The organism is Methylobacterium sp. 77 (assembly GCF_000372825.1).
Lineage (GTDB): Bacteria > Pseudomonadota > Alphaproteobacteria > Rhizobiales > Beijerinckiaceae > Methylobacterium.
Genome location: NZ_KB910516.1, coordinates 2,844,377 through 2,861,401, shown reverse-complemented (window position 1 = coordinate 2,861,401; position 17,025 = coordinate 2,844,377). Strand labels below are relative to the sequence as shown.

The following is a 17,025-nucleotide window of genomic DNA, read 5'->3' as shown; positions in this document are numbered from 1 at the left end:
CACCGGACGTGGAACCCCCGGCCCGCAGCGGAGCTTTGCTCAGTCACGGCAAAGCTCAAGATTGTCCTCGGGAGGAACCATGTCGAAGCCGGAGTTGAAACAGCCGCGTTCCCCAGAGCTGTTCTCGCCCTGGCGCACCGAAGCGCGGGCCAAGCTCCAGCAGGAGGCGCGCGACTTCGCCCGCGACGTCGTGCTGCCGCTCGCCGACGAGCTCGACCGGCAGAAGGCCGAGATGCCGCGCTCCCTCATCGACCAGATGGCGGCGAAGGGCTGGTTCGGCATCACGATCCCCACCGAGCATGGCGGCCTCGGCCTCGGCGTGTTCGAATATTGCCTCGTCTCGGAAGAGCTCGCCCGTGCCTGGCTCTCCGTCGGCAGCATCCTGGCGCGAGGGCAGGGGCTCGGCACTCAGACCCTCGACGACGAGCGCCGCCGCACGCTGCTCCGCAAATCCGCGCGCGGCGAGTGGATCGGCGGCATCGCCCTGTCCGAGCCCACGGCCGGATCCGACCTCGCCGGGGTCCAGACCCGCGCCGTGCGCGAGGGCGACGAATGGGTCCTCACCGGAACCAAGCGCTGGGCCGGCTTCGCGCTCGCCGCCGATTTCGTCGAGGTCCTGGCGCGCACCCGCGAACCGGAGGAGGGCGAGCCGCGCTCGGCCGGGCTGGAGCCGTTCCTCGTGGTCAAGACGCCCGGCACCTTCCCCGAGGGCATGACCGGGCATGTCATCGACAAGATCGGCTATCACGGTTTCCTCACCTTCGAGCTCGCCCTCGACGGCGTCCGCGTGCCCGAGGGCGACCGCCTCACGGGCCTCTACGGCGATGGCGGGGCGGATGCGGATTCCGGTGGCTTCGCCTCGGTGCAGCGCGGCCTCAACATCGCCCGCGTCCATACCGCGGCCCGCGCCGTGGGCGTCGCCCGCGCGGCGGTGGAGGATTGTCAGCTCTACCTGCAGGAGCGCGAGCAGTTCGGCCATCCGATCGGCGAGTTCCAGGCCCTGCGCTTCGCATTGGCCGACATGTCGGCGGAGGTCGATCAGGCCCGCGCCTATTGGCAGCAGGTCGCCCACCTCCTCGACGAGGGCGAGCCGGCCGAGGGCGAATCCGCCAAGGTGAAGCTCCTCGCCACCGAGATGGCGGTCCGGGTGACCAACCAGGCGATGCAGCTCCATGGCGGCAACGGCTACACCACCGAGCGACGGGTGGAGCGCTACTGGCGCGACGCGCGGCTGACGACGATCTTCGAGGGCACCAGCGAGATCCAGCGGAGGATCATCAGCGACCGCATGCTGCCGAAAGGGTGATGCGCGCGATCGGGAGCGCGGCGGCGCTCCATCGCCATTGGAATCCGCGCTCGCGGGGGTTGGGTCCTCGCGAAGCTCAGTATTTGCGGAGGATGGGCTCCGCCATCGGCGCGGGTTCGGCACCGAAGGCGTAGCGGATGCCGCCATAGATCGAGAGCGGCTGGGCCAGGGTCGTCGTACGCGGCTCGTTGATGGTGAGGTTTGCCACGACGGTGCCGGGTTCGGCGAAGGTGCCGAAGGTGGCGTATTTGTTGTTCGTCAGGTTGGTGATCAGGCCGAAGACCTGCAGGTTCTTGGTGACCTGATAGCTCGTGTTGAGCCCGAGAACGTAATAGGCGGGTAGCTTGCGGTTCAGGTTGGAATCGTCGCCGCGATAATAGGACGACGAGAACGCCTGAAGGTTCATGCCGAGCCGCCAGCCCGGCAGCACCAGATAGTCGAAGCCGACCTTGAACTGGTGGTTGGGGACCAGCGGCACCTGGTTGCCGGGCCGCACCGTGATGGCGCCGTCATCGGCCAGCGGATTGTTCGGCGAGGAGAGCGTTCCCCTGAACTGGTACGTGGCATCGATCAGCGCGTAATTCGCATAGACCGACAGGCGTTCGGCCGTGTACTCGCCGCCGATCTCGATGCCCTGGCGCTGGGTGGCGGGCACGTTGACGTAGTAGCCGCGGGCCGCATTGCCGGGGGTCGCGAGCTGGATGATGTCGTTGGTGAGGTCGGTGCGGAATGCCCCGATCTTATAGGTCAAGAGGCCGCCATCGTAGACATCCGGCACGTTGCCGCGAAAGCCCATCTCGTAGGTGCGGCCGGTCACCTGCTTCAGCGGCGGGTCCGCCACCAGCGAGTTCGGCAGCAGGCAGGGGCGGTCGGGGTTGGCACAGGCCAGTTCGAGCGGCGTCGGTGCGCGGTTCGATTCCGAATAGCCGCCATAGAGCGAGAGGCCGGGGGTGAACCGGTAGGTCAGGCCGGCGACCGGATTGATCTTGCTGAAATAATGCGTGCCGGTGACGTCCGGCGAGTAGCCGGTCTGATCCTGGGTCGTGACACGGGCGAAGTTGAGCCGTGCCCCGGCCGTGAGCGAGAGGGAGTCGGTCAGGTCGAACGTGTCCGTGGCGTAGAGACCCATATACAGGTTCGAACCGATCACCGAACTCGGCGCGATGCCCAGGGCCGCCGCGGTGCGCAGGTCGGTCGTGCCGAGGCCGGGGATGGTGCCGTAGAACGGGTTGTTGGGATCGGTCGTGACTGACAGATCGGGGTTGATCACCCCGAGCGTGCTCGACGATTTGAAGCTGTAATCGGCCGCGTCGATGCTGCCGCCGACGACGAAACGGTTTCCGTAACCGCCGATCTTGTCGCTGTTGGTGGCCTGGAGCGATCCGCCATAGCCGGTGGCCTCGGTCTTGGTCACGTCGATCGTGCCGTAGGGCACGTTGTCGGTGTAGGGGATGCGCTGGCCGTTCACCCCCAGGATCGTGAACTGGTCGAGGAAGGCGCGCCGCGTCTGACCGGCCGACCGCGCGAAGCCGTCATTCTCGAAGCAGAGGAAGCCGGCATTGGACGAACGGCGGCCGCACTCCTCGAAGTTGCCGTCGTTGCCGTCGACATAGGTCTGGCTGAAGCGGCGGAAATAGGCGTTGCCGGCCAGTTCCCAACTCGGGCTGACGTCGACGCGACCGGTGAGCTGGATCGTGCCCATCTCCGTGGTCGAGGTCTGCGGATAGGTGAAGATCGCGCGCGGATTGTTGCGGGTGAAGTCGACGGGGGCAGCGCCTGCGGCACCGAAGAAGGTGCGCGCGCCCGCCGCGATGAGGTGGAACTCCGAATCCGGGGCGCGGTAGCCGAGATCGGCATAGAGGCGGCCGATCGTGCTCGGGCTCTCGTAGCGCCAGCCGCGGTCGTTGAGACCGTCTCCGTTGAAGTAGAAGCTCCACGGCCCGATGACCTTGCCGTATTCGAGCGAGCCCCCGATGCGCGCGTCGGAACCGCCGAGCGCGGTGATCTCGGTGCCCTGCCAGGTGAAACCGTTCTTCATCTGGATGTTGACCGCGCCCCCGAGCGCGTTCAGTCCGAAGACCGGATTGCCGGTGACGACATCGATCCGCTGGATCGCCGATGGCGGGATCAGGTCGAACTGGATGGTGTCGCCGAAGGCTTCGTTGATGCGCACGCCGTTCTGGTAGACGGCGAGACCCTGGGGAACGCCCTGGACCGGGGATGCGGTGAACCCGCGATAGGTGATGTCGACGCGGCCCGCACTGCCCTGGGAATCCGAGAGGTTGAGGCCGGGCGTCTTGCGGGCGAGCGTCGTCACCGCGTTGAAGGTGCCGCGATCCGCATCGAGATCCGCCGCCGTCACCGTCTCCACCGTGCTGGGGATCTTGTAGAGCGGCAGGGCGCGACCGCCGCCGCCGGCTGCGCTGACCGGACTCGTGGCGACGACGTCGAGTTCCGGCAACGTCACGGCCTGCTGCGCCGTCTGGGCCGACGCCGCGCAGGGCAGGAGCGCCACTGTCGCGAGAAGACTGCCGCGCAGGCTGCCTTTGGTCATCGAACGCTCCCCGGAGATGTCAGGCCTGTAGGCGAGATCTGGCTGCTCCGCGTTGAAGCCGCGGTGTCCGGCTTTCTTGGGCGCATGCGCGGTCGCGGGCAATCCGTCCCACGCATCGGCCGCCAGCTTAATCCCATCCGACCGGGACAAGTGGATTTTAGTCGATCCGCGTCGCGTCTCTGCAACAGATTTGGTCAGGAGCGGCAGCGAGTTAGGGATGAAGCGGCAATGGTTCCGGGAGGTTTAGGCAATCTGCTTGCGTGTGATCGCGCGGGGGGGCGATTCCGGGGCGCTGATGCCGGGCATGGGAGGCTTGGCCAGGATGGAGCCGTGATCGGCCCCGACCTGTGTTCCGCGGTCCGCGCGGCGGCGACCAGCCCGCCCCGGCGCGACGGCGCCGGTCAGGTGTGCCCCGGCTGCCCTGACAGCGGATCGCATTTTGCGCTATAGGAGGTTGACAGGGGCGGCATCGCCTCGCCACATCCCGGCTATCATGAGCGATATACCTTCGACGACCCTGCCCGCCGGCGCCAAGCCGCCGCTGGAGATCCTGCTCTGCGCACCGCGCGGGTTCTGCGCCGGTGTGGTTCGCGCCATCGACGTGGTGGAGCGGGCGCTGGCGATCTACGGACCTCCGGTCTACGTGCGCCACGAGATCGTCCACAACAAATACGTGGTCGAGAGCCTGAAGCGGAAGGGCGCCGTGTTCGTGCGTGAGCTCGACGAGGTGCCGGACGGTAACGCCCCGGTGATCTTCTCGGCCCACGGCGTCGCCAAGACGGTGCCGGCCAATGCCGACAATCGCGGCCTCGTCACCATCGACGCCACCTGTCCGCTGGTGACCAAGGTCCATCGCGAGGCCGAGATCCACCACAAGCGCGGCCGCCACGTGCTGCTTGTCGGCCATTCCGGTCATCCCGAAGTGGTCGGCACCATGGGGCAGCTGCCCAAGGGCTCGATCACCCTGGTGGAGGATCTGGAGCAGATCGCCGCTCTGGAGCCGGAGAACCGGGACAACCTCGCCTGGGTGACGCAGACGACTTTGTCGGTGGACGATACCCGCCACATCGTCGCCGCGCTGAAGCAGAAATTCCCGACCATCACCGGACCGCACAAGGACGACATCTGCTACGCCACCACCAACCGCCAGGAGGCGGTGAAGCAGGTGGCGCCGCTGGTGGATGCGGTCATCGTCGTCGGCTCCTCGAACTCCTCCAACTCGCAGCGCCTGCGCGAGGTCGCCGAGCGCGTCGGTTGCCCGATCACCCGCCTCGTGCTGCGGGCGGAAGAGATCGACTGGCCGGCCTTCGAGGGAATCCGCAAGCTCGGCCTCACGGCCGGCGCCTCGGCACCCGAGGTGCTAGTGGAAGAGATCATCGACGCCTTCGCCGCCCGCTACGACGTCACCGTCGATACGGTCTCGACGGTGGTGGAGGACATGTCCTTCCCGCTGCCGCGCGAATTGCGCAGCGAAGCGGCCGAATAGTCCGCTCGTCCGGCCATTCTCTCCGGGGGCGCCGTTGGGCGCCCCTTCTCATTTCTGCCCTCGAACCTCAGCGAAGCCCGTGGCCGTCTATACCGAGGTCTCCGACGAGGCGCTGACCGCCTTCCTCTCCGAATACGAGATCGGCACGCTGCTCTCCTACAAGGGCATCGCCGAGGGCGTCGAGAATACCAATTTCTTCCTGCACACCACGGCGGGCTCCTACATCCTCACCCTCTATGAGAAGCGGGTGGATGCGGGCGACCTGCCTTTCTTCCTCAACCTCATGCAGCACCTCGCCGCCCGCGGCCTCGCCTGCCCGCAGCCCATCGCCAAGCGCGACGGCGTGGCTCTGGGCACGCTTTGCGGCCGGCCGGCGGTGATCGTGAGTTTCCTCGAGGGCGTATCGGTCAAGCGCCCCAATGCGGACCATTGCCGGGCGCTCGGCGTCGCCCTCGCGGGGCTGCATCGGGCCGGCAGCGATTTCGGCATGGCCCGCGCCAACAACCTCTCGGTGGAATCCTGGGAGCCGCTCTTCCTGGCCGCCGGACCTGCCGCGGACACGGTCTCGGCCGGGCTGGCGGACCGCGTGCGCGCCGATCTCTCGATTTTGCAGTCCGGCTGGCCGCGCGGCCTGCCGTCCGGCGTGATCCATGCCGATTTGTTCACCGACAACGTGTTCTTCATCGGCGACGATCTCTCGGGCCTGATCGACTTCTACTTCGCCTGCACCGATGCCTTCGCCTACGATCTCGCCATCTGCCTCAACGCCTGGTGCTTCGCGCCGGACGGAACATTCTTCCCTGACAAGGGCGAAGCGATGATCGCCGGCTACCAATCCGTCCGGCGCCTGCAGGAGGACGAGGTCGAGGCGTTGCCGATCCTGTGCCGGGGCGCGGCCCTGCGCTTCATGCTGACCCGGCTGGTGGACTGGCTCAACGTTCCCCCCGGCGCCCTGGTGCAGCCGAAGGACCCGCTGGAATACGACCGCAGGCTGGTGTTCCACTGGGCGGCGACGCATGCGCGGGATTACGGCTGGCAAGGCTGATACCAGACCTCAATGAACATGCCTCACATTTGGGGGCGGCTCACGGAGACTGGGTACAAGCCCTCGCGAAACCCGTCGAGGCATGAAAAAGCCCCGGCCGTTTCCAGCCGGGGCAAGGTGGTCTCGTTCGTGAAGGCCTAGAAGAAGCCGAGCTTCTTGGCCGAGTAGCTGACCAGCATGTTCTTGGTCTGCTGGTAATGGTCGAGCATCATCTTGTGGTTCTCACGGCCGATGCCGGACTGCTTGTAGCCACCGAAGGCCGCATGGGCTGGGTAGGCGTGATAGCAGTTGGTCCAGACGCGGCCGGCCTGGATGGCGCGGCCGAAGCGGTAGGCGCGAGTCCCGTCGCGGGTCCAGACGCCGGCGCCGAGGCCGTAGAGCGTGTCGTTGGCGATGGAGAGCGCGTCGGCATCGTCCTTGAAGGTCGTGACCGAGAGGACCGGTCCGAAGATCTCCTCCTGGAAGATGCGCATCTTGTTGTGGCCCTGGAACACGGTCGGCTTCACGTAGAAGCCTTCCGCCAGATCGCCGTCCATGGTGTTGCGCTCGCCGCCGGTCAGCACCTTGGCGCCTTCCTGCTTGCCGATATCGATGTAGCTCAGGATCTTCTCGAGCTGCTCGCCCGAGGCCTGGGCGCCGATCATCGTCGACGGATCGAGCGGCGAGCCCTGGACGATTGCCTCGACGCGCTTGATCGCCCGCTCCATGAAGCGGTCGTAGATCGACTCGTGCACCAGCGCGCGGCTCGGGCAGGTGCAGACCTCGCCCTGGTTGAGGGCGAACATGGTGAAGCCTTCGAGCGCCTTGTCGAAGAAATCGTCATCCTCGTTGGCGACGTCGGCGAAGAAGATGTTCGGCGACTTGCCGCCGAGTTCCAGCGTCACCGGGATCAGGTTCTGCGAGGCGTATTGCATGATCAGACGACCCGTCGTCGTCTCGCCGGTGAAGGCGATCTTGGCGATGCGGGGCGAGGAAGCGAGAGGCTTGCCGCATTCCAGGCCGAAGCCGTTGACGATGTTCAGCGTGCCGGGCGGCAGCAGGTCGGCGATCAGTTCGGCGACGACGAGGATCGAGGCCGGGGTCTGCTCGGCAGGCTTGAGCACCACGCAATTGCCGGCGGCGAGCGCAGGCGCCAGCTTCCACACCGCCATCAGGATGGGGAAGTTCCACGGAATGATCTGTCCGACGACGCCGAGGGGCTCGTGGAAATGGTAGGCCACCGTATCGTGGTCGATCTCGGAGATCGAACCTTCCTGGGCGCGGACGCAACCGGCGAAATAGCGGAAATGGTCGATGGCGAGCGGGATGTCGGCATGGGTCGTCTCGCGGATCGGCTTGCCGTTGTCCCAGGTCTCGGCGCGCGCGATCAGATCGAGATTGTCCTCCATCCGGTCGGCGATCTTGTTCAGGATCAGGGCGCGCTCGCCCGGCGAGGTACGGCCCCAGGCATCCTTGGCAGCATGCGCGGCGTCGAGGGCCTTGTCGACATCCTGCGCGTCCGAGCGGGCGACTTCACAGATCACGCGGCCGGTGACCGGCGACGTATTCTCGAAGTACCGGCCGGCCACGGGAGCGACCCACTGGCCGCCGATGAAATTCTCATAGCGCGCCGAGAACGGCGACTTGGCGGCCGTGGACAGAAATTCCGGCTTGTTCATGAGCGTATCCTCCGTGTTGTTCTTGTGTGCGGCAGACAAGGCCGGACGGGTTGCCAAATCAAGATAGACTTTTGGCCAAACCAGTTCGGAACCACGTTCTCGAGCCGGTCGGCGGGTGGCCCTGCTTCTTTGGCAGGTGCCGACGCGCGAAGGCGAGCCTAGCGCCGATCCGCCAGCCTGGCGATGCCGGGCAGGCTTTTTATTGCCCGGTCGGCAGTCGTGCGAAGCGGCGCGCCGTGATCCGACGGGCCATGAAACGGTCGATCCTCGGGCCTGCCCGCTCGATGCCGTCGCGATGGATCATCACGCCCGTCGGGCGTCCGTCCGGCTCGATGTCGAACGCCACGTGGATCGCACCATCCTGAGCGACGAAGGCCCTGTCGCTCTCGGAAATGAGGGTGATGCGGGGTTCGCCCGATCCCTGTCCGGCGCCTTGAGCCGTCAGACGATCGCCGTCCCTGATGATGCTGAGGATCGAGCGCGGGCCTGTCCGGTAGAAGCCGACATAGCGGTCGAGGACAGTCTGATCGACGCTGATCTGCGTCCGCGCCGGGGTGCCGAGATAGAGCGCCGCGAGTTCACGCGAGAGCGCCTGGGCCGGCACGATCTCGGAATTGCCGAGCACCACGATGGTGAGTCCGAGATCGGGATAGGAATCCTTGATCGCGCTGAACCCGCTGATGAAGCCGCCATGCGACCAGAGCCGGCGGCCGTAAGCCAAGCCGATGTACCAGCCGAGCCCGTAGCCATGGCCGTAATCGGTGAACATCGCCCGCCGAGACGCCGCCGAGAGGATGCGGCCGGAGAACAGCGCCCTGTCCCAGGCGACGAGGTCGTCCAGCGTAGAGGCGAGCATGCCCGCTCCCGATGGCGCGCTGGCGGCCAGCGGCAGGGCGTTGCGCCACTCGCCCGAGACCCGGCGATAGCCGCTCGCGCGTTGCGGAAGGATCGCGCCCGGATCGGCGTCACGGGTCGAGTCCAGGCCGGCCGGAGCCAGGATCGCGTCGCTCAGGTAGCGCTCGAAGGTCTGACCGGTGATGCGTTCGATGAGACCCGCCAGAAGGATATAGCCGGTATTGCTGTATTCGTGGCCCGTCCCAGGCGGAAACAGCAGCTCCTCGCGGTAGAGCAGCGCCACCGTCTCCATCGGCGTCCGCTCGACGCGGCCGAGACTCGTCGCATAGCCGGGAAGCGCCGTGACGTTGGGCAGGCCCGAACTGTGGTTGAGGAGCATGCGGATCGTCATCGGCGCCCATGCGGGCGGCAATTCCGGCAGGCGGCGGATGACGGGATCGTCCAGGGACAAGGAGCCGGCTTCAGCCAACTTCAGAATCGCGGCCGCGGTGAACTGCTTCGTGATCGAGCCGATGCGGAACAGCGTCTCAGGCGTATTGGGGATCGCCCATTCGCGGTCGGCGATCCCATAGGCGCGACGGAAGACGGGGATTCCATCGCGCGCGACGATCACCGCCCCCGAGAAGACGCTGCCTTCGGCATGGGATTCCAGCAGCGCGGAGGCCTTGCGCATGAAGGCATCGGTCCCGCCGTCGGCGTCTCCGCCGAGATCCCGGCTCTGCGCGGCGGCTGCAGAGACCAGAATCAGCAGGGCGGCGGCGCGGGCGAGAAAGCGTGTGAGCATGAGGCGCGATGATCCGGCCGGGGTGTCCGAGGCAAGGTCTCGGAGGCAAGGTCTTGAACGCAATGTCGCGGAGGAATGTGGCGTGGTTGGGCAAGGGCGCCACCTCATGCCCGCATCATCGGCATTCCCGCGAAACCGTGATCCGCTTCGGGCCCGAGATCACGGTTTCGCCCCGAAGCTCCGCAACATGGCCCGCCTCCGTGCCCGCGGTCCCCGCTGTCCAGCCAACCAACCAGGGGCCGGACCCGATCCGCCGATGGCGGTATTTTCCATGACGCAACAGGAAGAGAAAGATCCATGAGCCGCACCACTCGCGCCATGCTGGCCGCTTCCCTCGCCCTCGGAGCCTCCGCCCTGGCTTCCGGGGTCAGCTTCGCCCAAGCGCCGCAGAAGGCCCCGGCGCCCGCCAAGGCTGCTCCCGCCGCTCCGGCCCCTGCGCCCCAGGCCGAGGAGCAGAAGGAGATCGCGCTCACCCAGGCGCAGATCGATGGCCTCGTCGCCGCTCAGCCCGAATTGTCCAAGCTCAATGGCGGGAACACGGCGAAGCCCGATCCGAAGATCCAGGCCAAGGCCGAGGCGATCGCGAAGAAAAGCGGCTTTGCCGGCGTTGACGAGTTGCAGGACGTGGCCGACAGCGTCGAGTCGGTGCTGGAAGGGGTCGATTCCGAGACCAAGACCTATGTCGGCGTCGTGCCGCTGATGAAGAAGCAGGTCGCCGCCATCGAGGCCGACACGAAGATGCCGGCCAAGGACAAGGCCGCCGCTTTGAAGGAGCTCAACGAGGCAATCGCCGCCGGTGAGCCGACCAAGCCGTCGGACGGCAACATCGCCCTCGTCACCAAGAACATCGACAAGCTCGGGCAGTTGGCCGGCGGCGGTCAGTAGCCTCGGTCCAAAAGGCGACCGGCGACGATCAGGCGAGAGACGATCGTCGCCGGTCGCGCGAAACCGGTCGGTCGCGCGTGCATCGATGCGTGGGTCGGCAAGATTTCCCATCAGGACATCGCTGCCCGCAGAGGCAGGCGATCGGCGCGAGGCTGAAGGCGAGTGACTGCACCATTGAGGCCCGTTCCGCCGAGCGGAGAACCGGTATCGGAACGGCCCGATTGTCCCGTGGGTCCCGACCTCAGACCGGCATGGAACGGGCCGGGATTCGGCGAGTTCGTCGGCATCGTCGCGCTGATGATGGCGGTGACCGCCATCTCCATCGACAATCTGCTGCCGGCCTTCCCCGCCATCCAAGCGCGGTTCGCCGTCGCCGATCCCAATGCGCTGCAGCTTCTCGTCTATGTCTACATGATCGGTTTCGGCGTGGCGCAGATCGTCTACGGGCCGGTCTCGGACGCGCTCGGGCGCCGTCGCGTGCTCCTCGTCAGTCTCGCGATCTACGCCGCCGGCACGGTGCTCGCCATGGTGGCGCCTTCGTTCGCATGGCTGCTCGCCGCCCGCATCATCCAGGGGATCGGTGCCGCGGGCGGACGCGTCCTCTCCACCGCCATCGTCCGCGACCGCTATTCGGGACGCGAGATGGCCAGCGTCATGTCGTTGATCATGATGGTGTTTCTCATCGTGCCGATGATCGCCCCCGCCATCGGCGGAGCGATGCTGCTCCTCGGATCCTGGCACTACGTCTTCGTGTCGATGCTGGTGCTGGCCGGCATTCTCTCCCTGTGGTTTTCCTGGCGCATGCCGGAGACACTGCATTCCGAGTTTCGGCGCCCGCTCTCGCTGCGGTCGATCGGCCAGGCCGTCGCCCTGACCTTCCGCACCCGCGTGGCCGTGGGCTACGCCACCGCGCTGGGGCTGCTGACCGGCTGCATCATGGGCTATGTCGGCTCGGCCCAGCAGGTGTTCGACACCGGGCTCTACAAGCTCGGAGCCCTGTTTCCGCTTGCCTTCGGGCTGGTTGCCGCCGCCATGGGCGCGGCGACCCTCGTCAATGCCCGCTTGGTGCGGCGGCTCGGAATGCGGCCGCTGTCGCATGTGGGCCTGACCCTGTTCGTGGCGGTGGCACTCGTCCAGATCGGAATCGGCCTCGCCTATGGCGGGCATCCGCCGCTGTGGCTGTTCCTGACGGTGTTGGCCTGCAACCAGTTCATGATCAGCTTCGCCATGCCGAACTTCAACGCCCTGGCGTTGCAGCCCCTGGGCGAGATCGCCGGCACGGCCTCGTCCTTCCTCGGCTTCTACACGACGATCCTCGGCGCCTTCTGCGGCTTCGTCATCGGACACGCCTTCGACGGTACGGTCCTGCCCATCGGCCTCGGCTATGCCGGCCTCGGCGGCTCGGCGCTGCTCGTCGTCGCCTGGACCGAGCGCGGGCGCCTGTTCAGGGGCGGGGTGTCGGGGTGATACGCTGCCCCGGTCGCCGGCTTCCTCTGCAGGGACGTGAATGCCTGGGCATCGGCCGGGATGATCGAGAACGTCGCGGGCGCGTTCGTTCGGTTCCAAGAGCGCTCGCTCGGGAGAGCGGGACGACGATCCGCAGGCGGGTGTGCACGCCCGCCCAACCTTAACGCCGTCTTCAGCCGACCCTGACCAACCTCTCTTTCTCGATGGATCAGGGACGGAGTTCGCGCGTGTTCGGTCGTAGCCAGGACGGGATACTCCTCGCATCGCGCCTCTTGCTGGCGGCGGCCTTGCTGCCGACGGGCATCGCTCGTGCGCTCAACGTGTCGGGCTTCGCCCTGTCCCTGGCGGGAACCGGGATGCCGTATCCCAATGCCATCGCCACCGCGGCCGTCGTCGTCCAGGTCTTCGGCCCCCTGGCGCTGATCCTCGGTGTGCTGCCCCGCCTCACCGGGTTCGCGATGGCGGCCTTTGCCGTGACGATGGCGGTCCTGCTGCACGGGTTCTGGGCCTATGCCGGAGCGGCAGCAGTGACGGAGCGCACCCTGTTCCTGGCCGATCTCGGCCTTGCCGGCGGCTTCCTGATCTATGCCCTGACTGGGCCGGGCGCCTGGAGCTGGCAGGGGTGGCGCCAATCGACCCGCGAGGCGCCGCTGCGCGCTCCCGCCAAGCCGCAATCCGCCAATGCCAACGCGAAATCGACGAAGGGGCCGAAGCGCAGCCCCGCCCGCCCGTCGACCCGCGCGGCCGCCTGAGAGCGGGAGCCTACACGCCCTTCGACGCCAGCCGCTGACCCGAGACCTCCGCGCCGGCATCGGGCTTCAGCCGGAGGAAGGCGAAGAGCGAAGCGAAAGAGATCAGCGCCACGGTGAGGAAGGCCGGCCAGAAATCGCCCGCCTCGATCGCCGTGCGGCCATGCCGGGCGGCGGCTGTCTCGAGAGCCAGGGCGCCGATGGAGACGCCGAGGCTGAGCGACAATTGCTGGGCGACGCTCGCGAGGCTGGTGGCCGAACTCATCTCCCGCGTCTCCAGTTCGGCATAGGCGATGGCGTTGACGCAGGTGAACTGGAGCGAGCGGACGCAACCTCCGACGAGCAGGATCCCGACGATCAGCCAATGCGGCGTCTGCGCCGTGAACAGCCCGTTCACGGCGAGGAATCCCGAGGCGATCACGGCGTTGAACAGCATCACCCGGCGGAAACCGTAGGCGCGCAGGATGCGCGGTCCGATGATCTTGATCAGCAGAGCCCCCGCCGCCGCCGCGAAGGTGAGAAGCCCCGATTGCAGCGGATCGAGGCCGAAGCCGATCTGCAGCAACAGCGGCAGCAGGAAGGGAATCGCCCCGGTGCCGATGCGGAACAGGCTGCCGCCGGTCACCGCGGCGCGAAAGGTCGGGTATTTCAGCAGATCGAGCCGGATCACCGGATGCGCCACCCGGCGCGAATGCACGAAGTACAGCGCAAGCAGGATCGCACCACCGCCGAGGCAGCCCCACGAGACGTAGTCCGGCAGGAGGTGGCGTCCCAGCGAGGCGAGACCGAGCATCAGCGTGGCGAGGCCGGCCCCGGACAGCAGGAAGCCGATGACGTCGAGCGGTGGCCGCGAGAGCTCGCGAACGTTCTCGAAGTAGATCGTCGAGAGCACGATCCCCACAAGCCCGATCGGGATGTTGATGAAGAAGATCCAGCGCCAGTCGAGATAAGTGGTGATCAATCCGCCGAGCGGTGGTCCCATGATCGGACCGATCAGGGCGGGGATCGTCAGGTAGGCGAGGGCGCTGACGAGCTCGCTCTTCGGCACCGCCCGTAGGATGACGAGGCGGCCCACCGGCACCATCATCGCGCCGCCGATACCCTGAAACGCGCGGGCGGCGACGAAGGCGCTGAGCGAGTCGGACGCGGCGCAGGCCAGCGATCCCGCCATGAACACGACGAGGGCCGTGCGAAAGATCGTTCGCGCGCCGTAGCGGTCGGCCATCCAGCCGCTGATCGGAATGAAGATCGCCAGGCTCACGAGGTAGGCGGTGAGCGCGAGTTTCAGCGCGATCGGATCCTCGTTGAGGCTCCTCGCGATGGCCGGCAAGGCGGTGGCGATCACCGTGGAATCGGTGTTCTCCATGAACAGGGCAGTGGCGACGACGAGGGGGACAATCTGTGATGCGCGCATGAGGCTCGGGTCAGCAGCGCAGTCGAGGCGCCGGTTCCGGAAAGCTTTCGGATTGCGCTCAAACCCGATCCTTACGCAACAGCCTGCGAATTTTACCGTCGCTGTGGATGAAGGGTGTGAAGTCGCACGTGGTCTGCAACCGTGACACGTGGGCCACAGGTGGCGGCTACGAGCCCCTGAGCCGGCAGGGCCGCCTTTCGGGGGGGCGGATACGCCCTTAAGCTCAGCAATACATCCGGCTGTCCCGCCTCGCACCAGCCGAACGGGACCTCGCCGACGCCATTCCGCATGAAAGTCATCGAATGCCCTCGCGGTTCGAAACCTGTCGACGCTCGCCCCTGCTCGGAGGAGCTCTGGGCCTCCTCCTGACGGTCGCCGGATGCGGCACCGTCCTCCTCAACGAAACCGGATCCCTCACCCGCTACGATCGCCTCGCCGTCAGTGACGAAGTGGCGACCAAGGCGAAGCTCTATGCCGATCCGGCGGCGCTCGCCGCGACCCGGACCGTCCGCATCGTTCCGACCCGGTTTCCGGAATCGATTTCCGGGCCCGGTCTCAACGACATCGAACGCCGTCTGATCGCGAATGCCGCCGACCGCGCGCTCTGCTATGAGTTGTCGCTGCGATACGACGTGGTCTCCACCAAGAAGGCGGACCTGACGGTTCGCTCCGCGGTCACCCGCGTCGACCTCACCAACGTGCCGGCTGCAGGTGCGACGATCGCCACTTCGGCCGGAATCACCGTGGCGTCCCAGCTCGGCGTCGGCTTCGCCACGGCGGTGGGCCGCGTGCCGATCCCGCGCATCCCCATCGGTCTCGGCAGCATCACCGTCGAGGCCGAAGCTCTCGACGGCCGCCACCAGCAGCGGGCGGCGATGGTCTGGGCGGGCGGTGCCAACGCCTTCACCAACCAGGCCCGCTTCTCGTCGGCCGGCGATGCCTACGATCTAGCGGGCGAATTCGGCCAGGATTTCGGCACGCTTCTCGTGACCGGGCGCGACCCGTTCAAGGAACCGCTGGCGATTCCCAATTGGAACCGCATCCGCGTCACCACCCTCGGCGAGGCGCCGCTCGACCCGGATTGCGAGCAGTTCGGACGGGCGCCGGGCATCGACGGAATGATCGGCGATTACATCGGCCTGCCGCCGGATTGGACCGACAAGGGCCCCCGCGACGCCATCAACTGAGTTTTCCTGTTGCGATGCCGTGATCCTGCCTTTGCGCAGGGTCCGGCCCCATGATACTGCGCCGTGCCAACGCATTCGGCGCCGATAGCTGTTTCCAGCCCGGCGCCTCTCACCCGTTCGGGAGTTGGCACATGGCTCGTATCACCGCGGATTCCATCATCGAGGGCCTGACCTTCGATGACGTGCTCCTTCGTCCCGCCGCATCCTCGGTGATGCCCACCGAGGTCAGCGTCGCGACGCGCCTGACCCGCTCGATCCACCTCAACATGCCGATCTTGGCCTCGGCCATGGATACCGTGACCGAAGCGCCCATGGCCATCGCCATGGCGCAGAACGGTGGCATGGGCGTCATCCACCGCAATCTCGAGCCCGACGAGCAGGCCGAGCAGGTCCGTCTCGTCAAGAAGTACGAGTCGGGCATGGTGCTCAACCCGATCACCATCCACCCCGACGAGACCCTTGCGGACGCGTTCTCGCTGATGAAGCAGAACCGCATCTCCGGAATCCCGGTGGTGGAGCGCGGCCCGAACGGCTCCCGCGGCAAGCTCGTCGGCATCCTCACCAACCGCGACGTGCGCTTCGCGACGAATTCCTCCGAGACCGTCGCCGAGCTCATGACGCGCGACCGGCTCATCACCGTGCGCGAGGGCGTGAACCAGGAGGAGGCCAAGCGGCTGCTTCACCAGTTCCGCATCGAGAAGCTTCTCGTCGTCGACGACCATTACCGCTGCATCGGCCTGATCACGGTGAAGGATATCGAGAAGCAGGTCGCCTATCCCGGCGCGGTCAAGGACGAGCAGGGCCGCCTCCGGGTCGCCGCCGCCACCACCACCGGCGATAGCGGGTTCGAGCGGGCCGAGCGCCTCATCGATGCCGGCTGCGACGTGATCGTGGTCGATACCGCGCATGGCCACTCGATCAAGGTGCTCGATGCCGTGCGCCGGGTGAAGCAGCTCTCCAATGCCGTGCAGGTCGTGGCAGGCAACGTCGCCACCCGCGATGGGGCGCAGGCCCTCATCGATGCCGGCGCGGACGCGATCAAGGTCGGCATCGGCCCGGGCTCGATCTGCACCACCCGCATCGTGGCCGGCGTCGGCGTGCCTCAGCTCACCGCCCTGATGGAGGCGGTCGAGGCCGCAGACCGGGCCGACGTGCCGGTCATCGCGGATGGCGGCATCAAGTTCTCGGGCGATCTCGCCAAGGCGATCGCGGCCGGCGCCTCCGTGGCGATGCTGGGCTCGCTTCTCGCCGGGACCGACGAGGCGCCGGGCGAAGTGTTCCTGCACCAGGGCCGCTCCTACAAGAGCTACCGTGGCATGGGCTCCGTGGGCGCCATGGCCCGCGGCTCGGCCGACCGCTATTTCCAGGCCGAGGTCAGCGACACCCATAAGCTCGTGCCCGAGGGTATCGAGGGCCAGGTCCCCTACAAGGGGCCGGTGGCGGCGGTGCTGCACCAGCTCGCCGGCGGCCTGCGTGCCGCCATGGGCTATGTCGGCGCGCCGACCATCCCCGAGTTCCAGGACAAGGCTCAGTTCGTGCGCATCACCAATGCGGGCCTGCGCGAGAGCCACGTCCACGACGTGACCATCACCCGCGAGAGCCCGAACTATCCGAGCCGCGCCTGAGGGCGACCCG

General features: G+C 67.0%; 12 protein-coding genes. 8 read left to right on the top strand and 4 right to left on the bottom strand.

Features of this window, described 5'->3' with window-relative positions; genetic code table 11:
* Positions 1 to 79 precede the first annotated feature (79 nt).
* Positions 80 to 1,306 carry an acyl-CoA dehydrogenase family protein gene (locus A3OK_RS0113500; protein WP_019905413.1) on the top strand — a complete coding sequence of 409 codons (1,227 nt, stop codon included), beginning with the start codon at positions 80 to 82 and terminating at the stop codon, positions 1,304 to 1,306.
* A gap of 76 nt (positions 1,307 to 1,382) precedes the next feature.
* Here A3OK_RS0113500 and A3OK_RS0113495 read toward each other — a convergent pair whose 3' ends face one another.
* The gene (locus A3OK_RS0113495; protein ID WP_026597245.1) at positions 1,383 to 3,860 is read right to left on the bottom strand and encodes a TonB-dependent receptor; all 2,478 of its coding nucleotides are present in this window, start codon (positions 3,858 to 3,860) and stop codon (positions 1,383 to 1,385) included.
* A gap of 493 nt (positions 3,861 to 4,353) precedes the next feature.
* Here A3OK_RS0113495 and ispH point away from each other — a divergent pair, with 493 nt between their 5' ends.
* Together ispH and A3OK_RS0113485 are read left to right on the top strand one after the other, a co-directional pair.
* Entirely contained in the window at positions 4,354 to 5,346 is a 993-nt protein-coding gene (ispH, locus tag A3OK_RS0113490; RefSeq protein ID WP_019905411.1) for a 4-hydroxy-3-methylbut-2-enyl diphosphate reductase, read from the top strand.
* Positions 5,347 to 5,425: 79 nt separating this feature from the next.
* Positions 5,426 to 6,391, top strand: a complete 966-nt coding sequence (locus tag A3OK_RS0113485; protein WP_019905410.1) for a homoserine kinase — start codon at positions 5,426 to 5,428, stop codon at positions 6,389 to 6,391.
* 137 nt (positions 6,392 to 6,528) lie between these two features.
* Here A3OK_RS0113485 and adh read toward each other — a convergent pair whose 3' ends face one another.
* Positions 6,529 to 8,049, bottom strand: coding sequence for an aldehyde dehydrogenase (gene adh, locus A3OK_RS0113480; protein WP_019905409.1), 1,521 nt, complete (start codon positions 8,047 to 8,049; stop codon positions 6,529 to 6,531).
* 199 nt (positions 8,050 to 8,248) lie between these two features.
* Positions 8,249 to 9,688 (bottom strand): serine hydrolase, encoded by a 1,440-nt coding sequence (locus A3OK_RS0113475; RefSeq protein WP_019905408.1) that lies wholly within the window; start codon positions 9,686 to 9,688, stop codon positions 8,249 to 8,251.
* 297 nt (positions 9,689 to 9,985) lie between these two features.
* On the opposite strand from A3OK_RS0113475, the gene A3OK_RS0113470 reads away from it, so the two are divergent.
* From A3OK_RS0113470 to A3OK_RS0113460, 3 genes are all read left to right on the top strand, one after another.
* Positions 9,986 to 10,573: a hypothetical protein gene (locus A3OK_RS0113470; protein ID WP_019905407.1), complete on the top strand. Its 588-nt coding sequence runs from the start codon at positions 9,986 to 9,988 to the stop codon at positions 10,571 to 10,573.
* A 297-nt stretch (positions 10,574 to 10,870) separates the two neighbouring features.
* Positions 10,871 to 12,040, top strand: a complete 1,170-nt coding sequence (locus A3OK_RS0113465) for a multidrug effflux MFS transporter (protein ID WP_245259434.1) — start codon at positions 10,871 to 10,873, stop codon at positions 12,038 to 12,040.
* Between the two features lie 227 nt (positions 12,041 to 12,267).
* Positions 12,268 to 12,792, top strand: a complete 525-nt coding sequence (locus A3OK_RS0113460) for a DoxX family protein (RefSeq protein WP_026597244.1) — start codon at positions 12,268 to 12,270, stop codon at positions 12,790 to 12,792.
* Between the two features lie 10 nt (positions 12,793 to 12,802).
* On the opposite strand, the gene A3OK_RS0113455 is transcribed toward A3OK_RS0113460, so the two are convergent.
* Positions 12,803 to 14,203, bottom strand: a complete 1,401-nt coding sequence (locus tag A3OK_RS0113455) for an MFS transporter (protein WP_019905404.1) — start codon at positions 14,201 to 14,203, stop codon at positions 12,803 to 12,805.
* A gap of 302 nt (positions 14,204 to 14,505) precedes the next feature.
* Here A3OK_RS0113455 and A3OK_RS0113450 point away from each other — a divergent pair, with 302 nt between their 5' ends.
* A complete protein-coding gene (locus tag A3OK_RS0113450; protein WP_019905403.1) occupies positions 14,506 to 15,390 on the top strand; it encodes a DUF3313 domain-containing protein in 885 nt (294 codons plus the stop codon).
* 131 nt (positions 15,391 to 15,521) lie between these two features.
* On the top strand, positions 15,522 to 17,015 hold the full coding sequence (guaB, locus tag A3OK_RS0113445) for an IMP dehydrogenase (protein ID WP_019905402.1): 1,494 nt from the start codon (positions 15,522 to 15,524) through the stop codon (positions 17,013 to 17,015).
* Positions 17,016 to 17,025 lie beyond the last annotated feature (10 nt).

Excerpts from the sequence above, each read along its gene's own strand:
- A3OK_RS0113500 (WP_019905413.1), top strand. The coding sequence starts at position 80 with ATGTCGAAGCCGGAGTTGAAACAGCCGCGTTCCCCAGAGCTGTTCTCG.
- A3OK_RS0113495 (WP_026597245.1), bottom strand. The coding sequence starts at position 3,860 with ATGACCAAAGGCAGCCTGCGCGGCAGTCTTCTCGCGACAGTGGCGCTC.
- ispH (WP_019905411.1), top strand. The coding sequence starts at position 4,354 with ATGAGCGATATACCTTCGACGACCCTGCCCGCCGGCGCCAAGCCGCCG.
- adh (WP_019905409.1), bottom strand. The coding sequence starts at position 8,049 with ATGAACAAGCCGGAATTTCTGTCCACGGCCGCCAAGTCGCCGTTCTCG.
- A3OK_RS0113475 (WP_019905408.1), bottom strand. The coding sequence starts at position 9,688 with ATGCTCACACGCTTTCTCGCCCGCGCCGCCGCCCTGCTGATTCTGGTC.
- A3OK_RS0113470 (WP_019905407.1), top strand. The coding sequence starts at position 9,986 with ATGAGCCGCACCACTCGCGCCATGCTGGCCGCTTCCCTCGCCCTCGGA.
- A3OK_RS0113465 (WP_245259434.1), top strand. The coding sequence starts at position 10,871 with ATGATGGCGGTGACCGCCATCTCCATCGACAATCTGCTGCCGGCCTTC.
- A3OK_RS0113455 (WP_019905404.1), bottom strand. The coding sequence starts at position 14,203 with ATGCGCGCATCACAGATTGTCCCCCTCGTCGTCGCCACTGCCCTGTTC.
- A3OK_RS0113450 (WP_019905403.1), top strand. The coding sequence starts at position 14,506 with ATGCCCTCGCGGTTCGAAACCTGTCGACGCTCGCCCCTGCTCGGAGGA.
- guaB (WP_019905402.1), top strand. The coding sequence starts at position 15,522 with ATGGCTCGTATCACCGCGGATTCCATCATCGAGGGCCTGACCTTCGAT.